The 17098-nt window shown below is 28.2% G+C and carries 13 protein-coding genes; 6 read left to right on the top strand and 7 right to left on the bottom strand.

Features of this window, described 5'->3' with window-relative positions; all coding sequences use genetic code 11:
* Positions 1-24: 24 nt before the first annotated feature.
* The 7 genes from EGD97_RS04680 to EGD97_RS04650 form a co-directional block, all read right to left on the bottom strand.
* Positions 25-2214 carry an alpha-galactosidase gene (locus tag EGD97_RS04680; protein ID WP_127836589.1) on the bottom strand — a complete coding sequence of 730 codons (2190 nt, stop codon included), beginning with the start codon at positions 2212-2214 and terminating at the stop codon, positions 25-27.
* 164 nt (positions 2215-2378) lie between these two features.
* Positions 2379-4226 (bottom strand): sensor histidine kinase, encoded by a 1848-nt coding sequence (locus EGD97_RS04675; protein ID WP_127836588.1) that lies wholly within the window; start codon positions 4224-4226, stop codon positions 2379-2381.
* On the bottom strand, positions 4223-5833 hold the full coding sequence (locus EGD97_RS04670; protein ID WP_127836587.1) for a response regulator transcription factor: 1611 nt from the start codon (positions 5831-5833) through the stop codon (positions 4223-4225). The genes EGD97_RS04675 and EGD97_RS04670 overlap by 4 nt, the downstream gene beginning before the upstream one ends.
* A gap of 8 nt (positions 5834-5841) precedes the next feature.
* Positions 5842-7566, bottom strand: coding sequence for a type 2 periplasmic-binding domain-containing protein (locus EGD97_RS04665; RefSeq protein WP_078682300.1), 1725 nt, complete (start codon positions 7564-7566; stop codon positions 5842-5844).
* 167 nt (positions 7567-7733) lie between these two features.
* Entirely contained in the window at positions 7734-8561 is an 828-nt protein-coding gene (locus EGD97_RS04660) for a carbohydrate ABC transporter permease (RefSeq protein ID WP_127836586.1), read from the bottom strand.
* An 18-nt stretch (positions 8562-8579) separates the two neighbouring features.
* Positions 8580-9518: a carbohydrate ABC transporter permease gene (locus tag EGD97_RS04655; protein ID WP_127836585.1), complete on the bottom strand. Its 939-nt coding sequence runs from the start codon at positions 9516-9518 to the stop codon at positions 8580-8582.
* A 107-nt stretch (positions 9519-9625) separates the two neighbouring features.
* Positions 9626-10924, bottom strand: coding sequence for an ABC transporter substrate-binding protein (locus EGD97_RS04650; protein ID WP_127836584.1), 1299 nt, complete (start codon positions 10922-10924; stop codon positions 9626-9628).
* A gap of 177 nt (positions 10925-11101) precedes the next feature.
* Between EGD97_RS04650 and EGD97_RS04645 the strand changes: the two genes are divergently transcribed.
* The 6 genes from EGD97_RS04645 (at position 11102) to glpK (ending at position 17075) form a co-directional block, all read left to right on the top strand.
* A complete protein-coding gene (locus EGD97_RS04645) occupies positions 11102-11503 on the top strand; it encodes a secondary thiamine-phosphate synthase enzyme YjbQ (protein WP_127836583.1) in 402 nt (133 codons plus the stop codon).
* Positions 11504-11764: 261 nt separating this feature from the next.
* A complete protein-coding gene (locus EGD97_RS04640; RefSeq protein WP_078682295.1) occupies positions 11765-13201 on the top strand; it encodes an NAD(P)/FAD-dependent oxidoreductase in 1437 nt (478 codons plus the stop codon).
* Between the two features lie 36 nt (positions 13202-13237).
* On the top strand, positions 13238-14503 hold the full coding sequence (locus EGD97_RS04635) for an NAD(P)/FAD-dependent oxidoreductase (protein WP_078682294.1): 1266 nt from the start codon (positions 13238-13240) through the stop codon (positions 14501-14503).
* Between the two features lie 41 nt (positions 14504-14544).
* Positions 14545-14916, top strand: a complete 372-nt coding sequence (locus EGD97_RS04630) for a DUF1667 domain-containing protein (protein WP_078682293.1) — start codon at positions 14545-14547, stop codon at positions 14914-14916.
* Positions 14917-14999: 83 nt separating this feature from the next.
* Positions 15000-15566 (top strand): glycerol-3-phosphate responsive antiterminator, encoded by a 567-nt coding sequence (locus EGD97_RS04625; RefSeq protein WP_407643124.1) that lies wholly within the window; start codon positions 15000-15002, stop codon positions 15564-15566.
* Between the two features lie 18 nt (positions 15567-15584).
* Complete coding sequence (gene glpK / locus EGD97_RS04620) at positions 15585-17075, top strand: glycerol kinase GlpK (protein WP_078682292.1); 1491 nt, start codon at positions 15585-15587, stop codon at positions 17073-17075.
* The last annotated feature ends 23 nt before the right edge of the window (positions 17076-17098 follow it).

The raw sequence follows: 17098 nt of genomic DNA, 5'->3' as shown, positions 1-17098 counted from the left end.
TTTTATTATTGATTTTTACATATTTTATTTAGCTTTAATTCTCCATACAACGCTTTTAAAATCTCCTTGTAAATCTGGAATTGGAACACCTATATTCATTAATTCATCTCCACCATAAATTCCATCTTTACCTTCTATTACATAATTTTTATTTGGATCTAATCCTCTTAAAGTTAATCTTCTAACTGGTGCATTTGGCTCAGCAAGAATTTTAAAGTAAGCAGCAAATGCATTTTCTTTATCTTCAGAAACAAATATCCAAGCAGTTTCATTGCCTTCAAATGGACTTTTGAGTCTATACATATCACCAAATTGGATAAATTCTCTTAGTTCTTTATACATAGCTATTTGTTCTTTTACTTCCTTCTTTTCTTCATCTGTAAACTTTGTCAAGTCTAATTCATAGCCAAAATTTCCTGACATAGCTACATCTCCTCTCATTTTAAGAGATGTATTTCTAAATACTTGATGATTAGGTACTGCGGAAACATGTGCTCCTATAGTGCTTACTGGATAGACAATACTTGTACCGTATTGTATTTTTAATCTTTCAACAGCATCTGTATCATCACTTGTCCAAATTTGAGGCATATAGTACAATATTCCTGCATCAAAACGTCCTCCACCTCCTGAACATCCTTCAAATAAAACATCTGGGAAACTGCTTGTTATAGCATCCATAACTTTATAAAGTCCAAGCATATATCTATGTGCTGTTTCTCTTTGCCTTTCTGGAGGTAATATTGCCGAACCTATTTCAGTCATATTTCTATTCATATCCCATTTTACATAATTTATTGGAACTGTTTTTAAAATTGATGAAACTGCATTTATTATATAATCGCATACATCTTCTCTTGATAAATCTAAAATTAATTGACTTCTAGCCGTTGAACGAGGCCTGTTTAGAACATGTAAACACCAATCTGGATGCTTTCTATAAAGATCACTATCTGGCGAAATCATTTCTGGTTCAAACCACAATCCAAACTGAAGCCCTAAATTATGGACTCTGTTTGCTAAATCTTCTAATCCATTAGGAAGTTTATTTTTATCAACTACCCAATCTCCTAAAGAAGATGTATCATCATTTCTATGTCCAAACCATCCATCATCAAGTACAAAAAGTTCTATACCTAGTTCTTTTGCATCTTTAGCAATATTCTCTATTTTTTCTGCATTAAAGTTAAAATATGTTGCTTCCCAATTATTTACAAGAACTGGCCTTGTCTTATCTCTAAATTTTCCTCTGCAAAGTCTTGTACGATAAAGCTTGTGATATGTTCTAGACATTTCACCTATACCATTACTAGAATAAACCATTACAGCCTCTGGAGTTTGAAAAGACTCTCCTTTATTAAGTAGCCAAGAAAAATCGAAAGGATTTATTCCTATTGATAATCTTGTAGTTTTATACATATTAATTTCTGCCTGCGCTAAAAAATTTCCACTGTAAACTAAATTAACTCCATAAATTTCACCATATTCTTCTGTACAATCTTTACTTAAAAGTGCTACAAAAGGATTATGCTCATGACTGCTTGCACCACGTCTGCTATCTATAGCTTGTATTCCAGGTCTTAGAGGTTCTCTTACAATATGTCTTTCTCTTGCCCAAGATCCAAATAAATGCATAAAATCAAAATCATCTCTTGGAAAATCAACACTCATACTTAATCCGCGAAGAAGTTTCAAATTTTCTTTTCCTTCATTTATAAAACGAACACTTCTAGTTATAGCATTAAAATCTTCAAATGCAGTATATAATAATACTACTTTAAGTCCAATTAAATTATCAAACAAAACTATTTCTAAAGTTTCTGCTTCATCTTCATTTTCTACATAAGTAGCTGGCAGCCCTTGAAGTTTTGGTTTTCCTTTAAAAATTCTATGTGATTTATATCTTAAATCTGTTATTGTTGTTCCATTTTCAAGCTGAAATTGATAAGCTGGAGTACGAAAATCTGTATTCCCATAAGCAGGATACTCCTGAGGTAAAGTATCTAATGAAAATGTTTTGTCATTTATATCTGGATTAGCAGAGAAAGATGTTCTTTCTTTAAGCATCATGATATTATCAGAATTAATATTTTTTACTCTTTTACCCCAATATAAATGTGCTAAATATCCATCTTTATAAATTTGCATAGCATAACTTGTATTTCCTGCCTGTAGATGAAATATTTTATTTTCCTCATCATATAATATACTCATTTTTATCATTCCTTTCACAGAATATATTTTTAGCTTTTATTAGTTTATTTTATCAAACTTTTATGTAAAACGTATACATTAAAAATCTATGAATTATTATAATATTCTAAAAACATAAATAAAAAGGTAATGAAAAATAGATTATGTATAGCTTTAATTGCAAATTAATTTCTATTTTTCAATAACCCCATATTTATTCCAATATTATCTATATCTCCTTTTTTAATAATAGGTACATTAATTATAATATTAGTTCCTTCATTTAATTTACTAACAACTTTTATACCATATTTATCCCCAAAAAACAGCTTAATTCTTTTTATTATATTACTAAGACCATAGCCTTTATCAATATCTTTATAAGATGTAATGGTGTTAAACATATCTGCTATATCTTTTTTTATTCCTATTCCGTCATCTGAAACTACAACTTTTACTTTATCATCTTCAGTATAAATGCTTATAACAATAATTCCGCTTTTTTTAGGTTTTATTCCGTGCACCACAGCATTTTCTACTATTGGCTGAAGTAAAAGTTTAAGTGTATAAAATTCATAAATTTCTTCTTCTACCTCAAATATAGCGTCAATTTCTATATTATATACATACCTCATTAAATCAATATATCTTTTAACCATGTCTAATTCTTCTTTAAAACTTGATATAGTTTTACCTCTACTTAATATGCCTTTATAAAAATTAGAAAGATTCTCTGCTATATCTACTATTTCCATTTTCCCTTCTTTTTTAGCTGTATAGCTTACCATAGCAAGAGTATTGTAAAGCAAATGAGGATTAATTTGCTCTTGAAGAAGTTCAAGCTTTACTTTGTTTATCATTATTTCTGACTTATATTCCTCTTCTATTAAATCATTTAATCTTTTAACCATATTATCAAAATGTTTATCTAGTTGTCCAAGCTCATCATTTCCTTCAAGACTTATTCCTGTATTTAAATTATGTTCACCTATCATATTGGCTTTCTTTACAAGAGTTTTTATTCTTTTATTAAATATATTAGATATTATATAAGCAATAAAAATACATAATGTTAAAGCAATTAAAGTTGAAATTGCAGTTATAATAAGCATGGATTGAGTTTTTTTAGTTATTTCATAAAAAGGTACTAAATATAATATTCTCCATCCAGTACTACTGGATTTTAAAGAACCTACTAAAAATTTATTCCCGTTTATAGATGTTGTATTTATACCTTCAGGAAGATTTTTATTTTTTAAGCTTTCAATATAATTAACTTCATTTAATTCTTCATTACCTACTGAAATTATTTTATTATAACTGTCATCTACATAGTAAATCTTATGAAATTTACTTCTAACATTTGAAGTAATTACACCTTTTATTCTATTAACAGGAATATAAACTTTAATAAGTCCTTTAGTTTTGGAATCTTCAAAATGTATAAGTCTTCTACTTAATGAAATATATGAAACGCCATTTATTTTTTCACCAGATTGCCATTTAAAAGCTCTTGTTTCTGATTCAAATTCTTTATACCATTTTTCATTTTTTATTATGCTTAAAGGTTTAGTATCACCTCCAAAAGCATTTATGGTGTTATTATCCAAATATAATTTATATAATATATTACCTCCATAATAATAAGAATTTTTTATTTCAGGATATTTGTTATCATTTTCAATATAGCTGCATAAAAGTTGTATTTTTTTATTTATATCTGCCGCTATACCTATATTAGTAACTTGAGTATCCATTATCTTTTGCAGCTCATCACTCATAAAAACTAAGTTAACTCTATCCATATATATTTCAAAAAAATAATCTAAACTATTATTTAATTGCTCCATGCTTTGCTTAATGTTATTTTTTTCACTTTCTATAAGATACTTTCTTGAAAAATAAGTTGATGTTAACCCTATAAGCAGCGTAGTTAAAACAATTAATATAGAAAATGATATTATTAATTTTTTTATTATTGTTGTATTATTAATATAATTTATTATTATATTTTTAGCATTTCTTATTTTCATGATTTATACCTTTCTCTATATTCCTTTGGTGTTAAAGATGTATATTTTTTAAATACACTGCAAAAATACGCTGTATTGCTAAAACCTAAAGTTTCTGATATGTTATAAATTTTATTTCGTATATCTAAAAGCATCTCCTTTGCCTTTTCTATCTTTAAATTTGTTATATAATCTGTTATAGTTTCATTAGTTTCCTGCTTAAAAATATAACTTAAATAATTAGGACTATAATGGAGAAAATCTGCAATATTATCAATTGTTATTCCTTTTGTGTAATTTAAATCTATATATTTTTTTATTTCTTCAACAATAATTTTGTATTTACTACTTGCCTTGTTTTTCAAATATTTATTAACAGTAGTAAGAATTTCTAAAATCCAGCTTTTAGCTTCAAAAATAGTTTCAAATTTGGATAATTTATCCCATATTATTTTTTCATCTTTAAATATTATATTTAAATTTTCATTATTTTCATTAAGTACAAATATTACACAAGTTATTACAGAAAAGCAGAGATTTCTAACATATTTTTCTAAATCTTCATTATTATTTTGTTTTATAATATTATCAACAAATTTAATAATATCTTCTTCCTCACCAGAATTAAGCAGAAATTTTATATCCTTTGCCATTTTATTCATATCTATATCTTTACTAAATACGCCGTTTGGAATGTCTTCAGGTTCTAAAACTTTCCCTTTTCCAAGAGTAAATTTATACCTCATTGTATAAATACATTGCTCATATAAATTTTTAATTTCTTTAAGTTTTTCACATATACTGCTTTTAGAAACAGTAACACTTATATCAGATAAATTAAATTCTTCTATAATTTTTGCTGAGAGCATTTCTGAAATTTTACATAAATCATCCTTTTTTTCTTCACTTATTAGATATAAAAAATGAGAGTCATCAAGTCTTATAACAGGAAATTCTCCAAAATCTTTAGAAATTTCTTTGAGTTTTTCATAAACTTTTATTGTGAAAATTTGTTTTTGTTCTATAGTTTTGTTTCCTATAATATTTTCATAATCATCTATTTCTACAAAATTAACACAATAAAAACCTTTTTTAATATTTAATCCTAAGTACTGTACTTTATCCCACAAGTCTTTATAGTCTAATATACTTCCACTAATAATTTCTCTTATTAAGTTATCAGCAAGCTGAGGTTTACTGCTTTCAATTATTTTCTTTAATTCTTCATATTCTTTTTTAAAGTCAGTTTCGTTAGTTATATCGTTAATTGCATTTTTTAAAGCTTTTTCAATTTCAGTTTTATCAAGAGGTTTTAATATATATCCATAGGTATTTAAAAACAAAGCTTTCCTTGCATACTCAAATTCATCATATAATGAGCAAAATATAATTTTTATATTAGGATATTTTATATTAATATTTTTAGCAAGTTCAAGTCCGTTCATAAAAGGCATTTCAATATCACTTAATATAATATCAACTTTATTTTCTTTTAAAAATTCTAAGGCATTTACTCCATTATCACATTCACCAACAATATTTATATTAAGTCCTTCAATGCTCTGAAGCATTTCTTTAATATTTAATCTATCTATTTCAAAATCATCTACTATTAATAAATTAAACATATATATATTCACCTCTTATTCTTTTGAAACCACTTTTTCATATCTTCTTTTGCCTCATTATATTTGCCTTCTTTAATAAATAAATCATATTGTTCTTTCCAATTTTTCTCAAATTCTAATTCGTTTTTGGAACTCAATATTTTAGCTATACCATTATTTTGAAAATTCCCCCAAAAATATATGGAATTATTAGAAACGTTTATCCCTCCATCACCATAAGCTGCTATACCTTTTGTATCATATCCTCCAATTGCAACTTGTCTATTTGCCATATATTTATCTAATTTAATAGGATAATTTTTTCTGCTGTCAAGAGGATTAAAATCTGAAAACACAGGTGCACATACTGCAGCTTTTGATGTAAAAAAAGTTAATTCTGAAGAATTTCCAGAGGGAGCCCAAAGGCCATAATATTCAGGTCCTTTCTCTCCATCTTTTGTACCATTTATAAGAGAATTTGCAATTTCTTTATTTTTAAATGTTTTTTTACCATCTTTATTTTCCCAAAGTCCTGAACTTTCAGGGCCCCAAGTTAAAATATCCAAACCTTCATCAGAATAAAACCAATCGAAATACTGTGTAAGCCTTTTAATATCTTTAAAATCTTTACTTATAAGAAATCTATAAAATCCAGGCTGTATTATATCATAAAACCCCAAATCAGTATGTTTTTTAGGAAGAGGTATAAATCGTATTTTATACTCAGGATTTATCTTTTCTAATAAATTAGCCGCACTATTTATGTCAGGAATAGTTATACCTGCACAAACTTTACCTGAGGAAATCTTTTGCTGCATTTGCTCTTCACTTTGCAATAAAAAAGATTTATCTAAAAGTCCTTCTCTGTACATATTCCAAAGCATTTTCATATATTCTTTTGCTTCTTTAGTCCCAAGAAAACCAGATACATCACCTTTTGAATCTACTCTCCAATGCCCATAATCAAACATTGCACCCAAATGAAAACTACTCCATCCCATACTTGAAAATGGAATTACATCTTCTTTACCTTCTTTAATATTAAGCTCTTTTACTTTTCTTAAAAAATTCATAAATTTTTCAGGAGTATCTATGGGAGGTTCAATATTATAAGCACTAAGCGGTGGTTTTTTACCTTTATCCATATATTCCTTTGCAATTTCATCAAGAGGAGTAAATTTATAACCTAGCTTTTTGAGTATATCCTCTCTTACCCAAAGAGAATGCATATATGGTAAATTTAAAGGATCATCTTTAAAATTTTTATCAAAAGGAGTAATTTTTATCATAGGTATTTGATACTTTCTATCATTATTCATATATCTATACCACATATCTTGCGGGAAATATTTATTATAATTTTTCATATCTTTTATATATTCTGTAAGATCTTTATATCTTCCGGTTGACACAGCATAATCAGCTGTATCTTGAGCTGCTACAAGAACATCTGGCATATCGTTAGCAGCAATAAACATATTAAGCTTTTCTTTTGCAGATATTTGATTACTAGGCTGAAGCACTTCTTTTACTCTGATTTTAAACTTTTCTTCAATATATTTTGTAACAACATCATTAGGGTTATCTATAGCATTAGTTACTTGCATTGATATACCAAAAAATATTGAATATTCCAAAAATTCTTCTTCTGAATTTGATTTTTTTAAATTTGAAGTATTATTTTTACATGCTGTAAGAGTTATGCATAAAATAGAAAATATTAAAATCATATTTTTATAACTTTTTTTCAACATTTTAAAGCCTCTCTTTTCATATATAATCAAATATTGCTTTTAAATTTATATAAATATTAAAGTATCTTATAATATTTTATCATATATTTTATATTGTTCTAATATAAACCTTAAAAGCTGTGTTTTAGAAAGTAATTTTATCTAAAGCACAGCTAAGTATTGTTTTATTAATTTTTTGATCCAGTTGTTGCAATACCTTCAATAAATTGTTTCTGAAATATTATAAATATTAAAAGCATAGGCCATATAGCTATCATAGAACCTGCCATAAGCTGAGGGAAATTAGTTGAATATTGACCTTGAAGTGATGCAAGTCCAGAAGATAATGGCATTTTATCTATTGACATATTTACTATTAAAGGCCACATTAAATCTTTCCACGCAAATAATGAAGTAAATATTCCAAGAGCTACTAATCCAGACTTTGTAAGAGGAAGCATTATTTTATAAAATATCTGCCATCTATTACAGCCATCTAATATTGCAGCTTCTTCTAATTCATTTGGTATACCAAGGAAAAATTGTCTAAGTAAAAATGTACCAAATGCACTTACTACTCCAGGGACTATTAATGCTTTAACTGTATTTAACCATCCTAATTTTGAAACTAAAAGATACTGAGGAATTATAAATATTTGTCCGGGAACCATCATTTGAATAAGTACTATCATAAATAGTAGATTTCTTCCTGGAAAGTTGATTCTAGCAAAAGCATAGGCAGCCATAGCGCTAAAAAATAATGAACCTGCTATTCTTCCTATAAGCATTAATATAGTATTTATATAAAATTTAGGGAAAGGTAATAAATTCCATACATCTTTATAATTACTCCACTTCATACTTTTGGGAAAAATAGTTGGTGGTATTGTAGTTGATTCTGTAAGAGTTTTTAAAGAAGTTAAAATCATCCACAAAAAAGGAAGAAGCATTGCTACAGAACCAATTATAAGTATTATGTGTATAATAAAATTGTTTTTCTTAGACTTTACACTCATTAATTACACCTCCAATTTTTATTGATAATGAACCCATTTCTTTTGGAAATAAAGCTGAATTACTGTAATAACCATAATTATTGCAAGTAAAAATATTACTATAGTTGATCCATATCCTTTATCATTCATAACAAATGAATATTTGTAAAATAGATATACTAAAGATTGAGTTTTTTCTAAAGCTATATTTCCTTTATCAATCATCATAAATATATGATCAAAAACCTGTAGTGAACTTATAACAGTAGTAATCACAACAAAAAACATAGTTGGTGATACTAAAGGAAGTGTAATTGAAAAAAACTGGCGAATTGGGCTTGCACCATCAATTTCTGCTGCTTCATAAAAAGTTCCTGGTATTTCTTGAAGGCCTGCAAGAAGTATAACCATGTTGTAGCCTAAATTACTCCAAATACCAACAATTATAATTGAAATAAGCGCTAATTTAGGATCTGTAAGCCAATTAGGGCCTTTTATTTTAAATATAGAAAGTATATAATTAAAAAGTCCAAATTCACTATTATACATCCATCTCCAAACCATAGCTATGGCTGCTGGAGCTGATACCATAGGTAAAAAATAAATTGTACGGTATATTGATTTCCCTTTAATATGAGAATTTAAAAGTACGGCTATTATTAAAGATAAAATTATTCCTACAGGAACTGCTATTATTGCATATTTAAAAGTATTCATAGTTGCTTGTATTACAACTTTATCATGAAATAATTGTTTATAATTATCTAATCCAACAAATTGATTACTTCCAAAATCTCCAGTTTTATTTAAGCTTAACCAAAAGGTTTGAATTATGGGCCATATATTTAATATTATAAGTCCTATTATTGTAGGGGCAATCATAATATAAGCCCATCCATAATCTTTTAAATCTTTTTTGCTTAATTTAGGTGTTTTATATATAGGTACTGAAGTATTATTATTAACCTGTGCTTTCATCTTCCCATCCCCTTACATTTTTAGTAAAAAAACTTACTAATATCTTATTTTTTATAATACGATAGCAACCAGCAGATACCTCTACTAATTGCTATCAATTAATCAAACTATTTTTCAGTTGCTAAAAGTTCATCAATCTGCTTTGCAAGTTGATTACATCCATCTTCAACTGTAAGTTCTTTCATCCATACTTTCTTTAATATATCTGTTTCATATTCTTGCCATTTATTTCTTGTTTTTGAATTAGCCATAATTACAGCATAATCTAACATTTCTGGATAAACTTTTAAATTAAATTCTTTTGAAAAATCTATCCAAGGTTGTTCTGTTCCTTTAAATGCTGGTATTGCTGCACCCTTTTCAGCCTGAATTGTATTAGCTTCTTTAGTTCCTAAAAATTCTAAGAACTTCCATACTTGTTCTGGATATTTAGTTTTAGCATAAGCAGCATTTCCAAGTCCATTGTATATAGTAGCCTTTTGTTTTTCATGTGGAATTACAGCTACATCACAATTTTGTCTAACATAATCATTTGCTTTAAATTCACTTACCATCCATGAACCAAATAATCCCATAGCAGCTTTTCCTGACTCAAAGTATTGAGTAAAACTAGTATCTGCAAACTTATCTTGAGTTGGAGATACTTTATACTTTTGGCTTAAATCAACAAGCCATTGTATTGCTTCTTTAGATTCTGGTAAAGAATATCCTGATTTTTTCTTATCTTCTGAAATTATATATCCGCCATTTTGATGAATAAAATTATAGTATCCTTGTTGTGCATCTGCTGGAGCTAAAAATCCATAAACTCCTTTAGATGAGTCAGTTAATTTTTGAGCTGCTTCTAAAAGCTTATTCCAATCCCAAGTTTCATCTGGATAAGGAATTTTCTTTTCATCAAACATAGTTTTGTTATACCAAAGAGCTATTGTATCGTAGTCCTTTGGAATAGCATAATTTTTTCCATCTAATGTATATAAATCTACAAGTCCTTTGGGGAAATTATCCATATTAATATCTTTACTATTTTTGATTTTGTCGCTTAAATCTAATAATTGATTTCCTGAGGCATATTTTACAAAATTATTTGAATGCATCCAAAATACATCTGGCATAGCTCCGCCTGATGCAGCAGCATCTAGTTTTGTCCAATACTGATCCCAAGGTGTTACTTCTACTTTAACTTTTATATTTGGATTTTTAGCTTCAAAAGCATCAGCTATAGCTCTCATTCCTGGTTCCTGATTCTTGTCCCAAATTGCATAAGTAATAGTTACAGTGCCTGATGAAGAACTATTATTGGATTTATTGCTGTCTGCATTTTTAGAACTGCATCCTGTGAATGTAGTAATTCCTGCTGTTAAAGTTAATGCAATAGCAACTAATTTCTTCAAATTTTTTTTCATCCTTAAATCCCCCTTGTTTATTATATTTTGTTTACGATTACATTTTATCAACAAATTATGTATAGGTATACAATGAAATCCTATGAAAAATTATAATATTCTATAAAGATTATAATTTTTTATGGTATAATTTTCTAATGAGATGTTTATAATTTAATAAAGTTAGGAGTGATAAAAATGGAACATAAAATAAGAACAACAAAATCTCAAGAATTCATAGATATCACAAATATTGTAAAAAACGAAGTAATAAAAAGCAATGTAAAAGATGGAATTGCTGTAATATTCATTCCTCATACAACAGCTGCCGTAACAATAAATGAAAATACAGATCCTAATGTAGTATTTGATATATTATCAGATTTAAGTGAAGTATTCCCTAAAAAAAGTAGTCATAAACATTTTGAAGGGAATTCTCATGCACATATAAAAGCTTCTTTATTAGGAGCTTCAGAAAGCATAATAATTGAAAACGGAAGTTTAAAACTTGGAACTTGGCAGGGAATTTACTTCTGTGAATTTGATGGTCCCCGCAATAGAAAAATTTATATAAAAATTATAGAAAATAATAAAAATTAATATAATATAAATTTACAAATTAATATTTTGGATATTTTATGGAAATTAAAGAATGATTAAGAATATTAAAGAAAATTAAAGATTATCTGATAAGTATTTAATATTACTATTCTTTTGATATTTTAAATTATATTAAAAATAGTATATAATTAAATAAAAGAATAAAATTTAAGGTTGAGATTTTGAGAACCTTAGGTACGCTGTGAAGTGGTCCTAGGGTTCTTTTTGTCTTTTTACACTAATTAAGTTGGGGTGAATAATATGTATGATGTTGTCATTATAGGTGCAGGTGTAATAGGCTGCTCAATAGCAAGAGAACTTTCAAAGTTTAATCTAAAAACATTAGTTATTGAAAAAGAAGAAGATGTGTGTTCTGGCACAAGTAAAGCAAATAGTGCTATCATTCATGCTGGATTTGATGCAATTCCAGAAACACTTAAAGGTAAGCTTAATGCCAAAGCCAATCTTATGTTTGATAAACTAGCTGAAGAATTAGATTTTCCTTTTAAAAGAAACGGATCCCTTGTACTTTGTTTTGATGAAAAAGATATGTATAAACTTTATGAACTTAAAGAACGAGGAGAAAAAAACGGTGTACCAAATCTAAAAATCATTACTGGAAACGAAGCTAGAAAAATGGAGCCTAATATAACAGATAAAGTTGTTGCAGCACTTTATGCCCCTACAGGAGGAATAGTTTGTCCTTTTAATTTAACTATTGCTATGGCAGAAAATGCTAATATGAATGGAGTAGAATTTAAATTTAATTCAGAGGTATTAACTATAAATAAGATAAATGATGAATTTGAAATTAAAACTAAACATGAAGTTATAAAAAGCAAAATTATTATAAATGCTGCAGGAGTTTATGCTGATAAAATAAATAATATGATAAGCAAAAATAAATTTACTATAATTCCAAGAAAAGGAGAATATAATTTATTTGATAAATATGTTGGAAATTTAACCAATAGAACATTATTTCAGCTTCCAACAAATCTTGGGAAAGGAGTTTTAGTAACCCCTACCGTTGATGGTAATCTGCTTATAGGCCCTAATGCTGTAGATATAGATGATAAAGAAGATTTAAGCACTACTAAAGAAGGCTTAGATGAAATAGTAAAAAAGGCTTCTTTAAGTATAAAACAAATTCCTTTAGGAAGTATAATAACTTCCTTTAGCGGATTAAGAGCAAGAAGCGATAATGATGATTTTATAATTGGCGAATCTTTAGATGTACCAAATTTTATAAATGCTGCAGGTATTGAATCTCCTGGGTTAACATGTTCTCCGTTAATTGGACAAATAGTAGCTCAATTAGCAGCTGATAAACTTAAAGCAACTGTAAATAAAAATTTTAATCCAAAACGAAAAGGAATAATTAGATTTAATGAATTATCTCTTGAAGATAAAAAGAAAATTATAAAGGAAAGGCCTGAATATGGAAGAATAGTTTGCAGATGTGAATATGTTACTGAAGGTGAAATACTAGACTCCATAAAAAGACCTTTAGGAGCTAAAAGCCTTGATGGAGTTAAAAGAAGAACTAGAGCTGGTGCTGGAAGATGTCAATCAGGTTTTTGTATATCAAGAATTGTAGAACTTTTGCAAACAGAGCTTAATATTCCTATCACTGATATTACTAAATTTGGCAGAAATTCTAATATATTAATAGGAATAAATAAAGAAAATATTTAGCTGACTATAAAAGATATTATACGAGGAGGAACGGCTATGAATTATGACTTAGTAATTGTAGGTGGAGGGCCTGCAGGCCTTGGAGCAGCAATAGCTGCAAAAGAAAACGGTATTGAAAGTATTCTTATTATAGATAGAGAAGCCGAACTTGGAGGAATACTTAATCAATGTATTCATAATGGTTTTGGACTTCATACATTTAAAGAAGAGCTTACAGGTCCTGAGTATGCTCAAAGGTTTATTGATAAAGTTAAAAATTTATCTATAGATTATAAATTAGATACAATGGTGTTTGATATATCACAAGATAAAACAGTATATGCAATTAATCCCTTTGAAGGTCTATTAGAAATAAAAGCAAAATCAATAATTCTTGCTATGGGATGTAGAGAAAGACCTCGTGGGGCTTTGACTATACCTGGTACAAGATGTTCTGGAATTATGACAGCAGGTTCAGCGCAAAAATTTGTAAATATAAAAGGTTATATGCCAGGAAAAGAAGTAGTAATATTAGGTTCTGGAGATATAGGACTTATTATGGCAAGAAGAATGAGTCTTGAAGGAGCCCATGTTAAAGCTGTACTTGAACTTCTGCCATATTCTAGCGGATTAAAGAGAAATATAGTTCAATGTCTTGACGATTATAATATACCTTTAAAACTTAGCCATACAATAGTTAAAATACATGGAAAAGATAGACTTTCTGGAGTAACAATAGCAAAGGTAGATGATAAAAGAAAACCTATAAAAGAAACTGAAGAATATATTCCTTGTGATACTTTACTTCTTTCTGTTGGACTTCTTCCAGAAAATGAACTTTCAAGAAAAGTTAAAGTAGATTTATCTCCAGTTACAGGTGGAGCTATAGTAGATAATTTTCTTCAAACAAATATTGAAGGCATATTTGCCTGTGGGAATGTATTACATGTACATGATTTGGTTGATAATGTTACTTTAGAAAGTTATAATGCAGGAACAAATGCCAGTTTGTATATAAAAGGATTGCTTAAAAATGATAAAAAAATACCTTTAAATGCAATAGATGGAGTTAGATATACTGTTCCTCAATTTATATCTCCAAATGCAATAGAAAATAATATTACTGTAAGATTTAGAGTCAGTGATGTATTTAAGAACTCTTCTGTAGCTGTTTATTTTGATGAAATTAAAGTAATTAATAAAAAGAAAAAAATATTTACTCCTGGAGAAATGGAAGAAATAAAACTTACAAAAGATATGTTCTTAAAATATCCTAATGTTAAAACTATCACTTTTAAAATAGAAAATACTATTAAAAACTGATTTTATATGCACTTTATTTAGAACTGAAAGGAGTAGTTTGTATGGAAAAAAGAGATTTAATATGCATTGGGTGTCCTATGGGCTGCAATTTACTTGTTGAAATTTACGACAATAATAATATAAAAGTAACAGGAAATTCATGTAAAATAGGAGAAAATTATGCTATAAAGGAATGTACAAATCCAAGAAGAATTGTTACTACTACAGTCAAAGTAAATGGAGGAGTTTATCCTACAGTTTCTGTAAAAACAGAAACTGATATTCCAAAAGATAAAATTTTTGAATGTATAAAATTGCTTAAAGATATTACTGTAAATGCCCCTATTCGTATTGGAGATATTATATTTAAAAATATTTTAAATACAAACGTTAATGTTATAGCCACAAAGAATGTTGATAAATTAAATTGTTAAAATTTATTTTTAATAAAAATAGTTGTAAGTAAAAATTTGTTATCATAAAATATATAAAGAGGATTAAGGAGGTGATGCTAATTTTGCAAAATTTTAGAGAAATGCTAGAAGATAATCCTGTAATAGGTGCTATAAGATGCGATAAAGATTTAAATTTAATATGCAAAAGTAATGCAAAAATAGTTTTTGTACTTTACGGAAACATTTTAGATATAAAAAATATATGCAATACTTTAAATGAAAATAATAAAATTATATTTATTCATCTTGATATGCTTGAAGGACTTAAATCTGATCAAAAAGCTGTAGAGTTTATAAAAGAAAGTATTAATCCTTATGGAATTATATCTACTAAAGGTATAATATTAAAACACGCTTCACAGTTAGGAATGGCAACTATTCAAAGGATATTTATGCTCGACTCACTTTCCTTTGAAACAAGCATCAAAAATATTCATATGTTTTCCCCAGATGCTGTAGAAGTACTTCCTGGTGTAGCTAACAAGGCTATATCTTCTTTACAAAAGAAAATTACTCAGCCTATAATAGCAGGAGGTCTTATAAAAAATAAAAAAGATGCTATAGAAGCACTTAGTTCAGGTGCCGTAGCTGTATCAACATCTTCTTTAGAACTTTGGGAAATTAAATAGCATGGAGGTTTTTTAATTATGTGCAAATATGTAATGGCATTAGATCAAGGAACAACTAGTTCAAGATGTATTATTTTTAATGAAAAAGGATTAATTGAAAGTGTAGCTCAAAAAGAATTTACCCAAATTTATCCAAAAGCTGGATGGGTTGAACATGATCCAATGGAAATTTGGTCAACCCAAGTCAGCGTTGCCGTTGAAGCTATGCAAAAGCTTAAAGTTTCATCTTCTGATATAGCTGCCATAGGTATAACAAATCAAAGAGAAACCACAGTTGTTTGGAATAAACATACTGGAATACCTATTTATAATGCCATAGTTTGGCAGTGCAGAAGAACTTCTGACTTTTGTGATGAACTTAAATCTGAAGGATTTGATAAAATTATTAAAGAAAAAACCGGCCTTATAGTTGATGCATATTTTTCTGCAACAAAAATTAAATGGATACTTGATAACGTACCTGGAGCAAGAGAAGAAGCAGAAAAGGGCAACTTATTATTTGGGAATATAGATACATGGCTTATATGGAACTTCACTAAAGGCAAAGTTCATGTAACCGATTACTCAAATGCATCTAGAACTATGATGTTTAATATTCATACATTGCAATGGGATAAAGAAATACTTGACAGATTAAATATACCTTATTCAATGCTTCCAGAAGCTAAACCATCAAGCTGTATATATGGATATACAGATCAATCTCTTTTAGGTGGAAAAATCCCTATAGCTGGAGCTGCAGGAGATCAGCAAGCTGCTTTATTTGGACAAACATGCTATAAAGCAGGAACAGCTAAAAATACTTATGGGACAGGATGTTTCTTACTTATGAATACTGGAGAGAAAGCCGTTAATTCAAAAAACGGACTTTTAACTACTATAGCTTGGGGTGCTGATGGAAAAGTCGAATACGCTCTTGAAGGAAGTATATTTATAGCTGGTGCTGCTGTTCAATGGTTAAGAGACGAACTAAAAATGATAGATAAGGCTTCTGATTCAGAAGAATTTGCATCTTCTGTTGAAGATACTAATGGAGTCTATGTTGTTCCCGCTTTTGTAGGACTTGGTGCCCCATATTGGGATCAATATGCTCGAGGTACTATAGTAGGCCTTACAAGAGGTGCTAAAAAAGAACATTTAATAAGAGCAACTCTTGAATCATTAGCTTATCAAACATATGATGTATTAAAAGCTATGGAAGAAGATTCTGGAATTAAACTTGAAGCTTTAAAAGTTGATGGCGGAGCCTGTGCTAATAATTTCTTAATGCAGTTTCAATCAGATATATTAGGTGTTCAAGTTGATAGACCTGAAGTTATAGAAACCACTGCATTAGGTGCAGCATACTTAGCAGGGCTTGCTGTAGGGTATTGGAAAGATAAAAATGAAATATCTAAAAATTGGGCAATTTCAAGAAGCTTTAATCCTAATATTGATATTGATAAAAAGAATGAATTGTTAAAAGGCTGGCATGAAGCTGTTAATAGATCATTGGGCTGGGCTAAATAAATTTTTAGTAAAATTTTAAAAAT

Source organism: Clostridium prolinivorans (assembly GCF_004011155.1).
Taxonomy (GTDB): Bacteria; Bacillota; Clostridia; order Clostridiales; family Clostridiaceae; genus Clostridium_AT; species Clostridium_AT prolinivorans.
The sequence above is the reverse complement of the archived record's forward strand: the minus strand, read 5'-3'. Positions and strand labels throughout refer to the sequence as shown.

Bases quoted from the DNA above. Each gene is read 5' to 3' on its own strand.
- glpK (WP_078682292.1), top strand. From the start codon at position 15,585: ATGTGCAAATATGTAATGGCATTAGATCAAGGAACAACTAGTTCAAGA.
- EGD97_RS04660 (WP_127836586.1), bottom strand. From the start codon at position 8,561: ATGAGTGTAAAGTCTAAGAAAAACAATTTTATTATACACATAATACTT.
- EGD97_RS04675 (WP_127836588.1), bottom strand. From the start codon at position 4,226: ATGAAAATAAGAAATGCTAAAAATATAATAATAAATTATATTAATAAT.
- EGD97_RS04655 (WP_127836585.1), bottom strand. From the start codon at position 9,518: ATGAAAGCACAGGTTAATAATAATACTTCAGTACCTATATATAAAACA.
- EGD97_RS04680 (WP_127836589.1), bottom strand. From the start codon at position 2,214: ATGAGTATATTATATGATGAGGAAAATAAAATATTTCATCTACAGGCA.
- EGD97_RS04670 (WP_127836587.1), bottom strand. From the start codon at position 5,833: ATGTTTAATTTATTAATAGTAGATGATTTTGAAATAGATAGATTAAAT.
- EGD97_RS04640 (WP_078682295.1), top strand. From the start codon at position 11,765: ATGTATGATGTTGTCATTATAGGTGCAGGTGTAATAGGCTGCTCAATA.
- EGD97_RS04650 (WP_127836584.1), bottom strand. From the start codon at position 10,924: ATGAAAAAAAATTTGAAGAAATTAGTTGCTATTGCATTAACTTTAACA.
- EGD97_RS04635 (WP_078682294.1), top strand. From the start codon at position 13,238: ATGAATTATGACTTAGTAATTGTAGGTGGAGGGCCTGCAGGCCTTGGA.
- EGD97_RS04665 (WP_078682300.1), bottom strand. From the start codon at position 7,566: ATGTTGAAAAAAAGTTATAAAAATATGATTTTAATATTTTCTATTTTA.
- EGD97_RS04645 (WP_127836583.1), top strand. From the start codon at position 11,102: ATGGAACATAAAATAAGAACAACAAAATCTCAAGAATTCATAGATATC.
- EGD97_RS04630 (WP_078682293.1), top strand. From the start codon at position 14,545: ATGGAAAAAAGAGATTTAATATGCATTGGGTGTCCTATGGGCTGCAAT.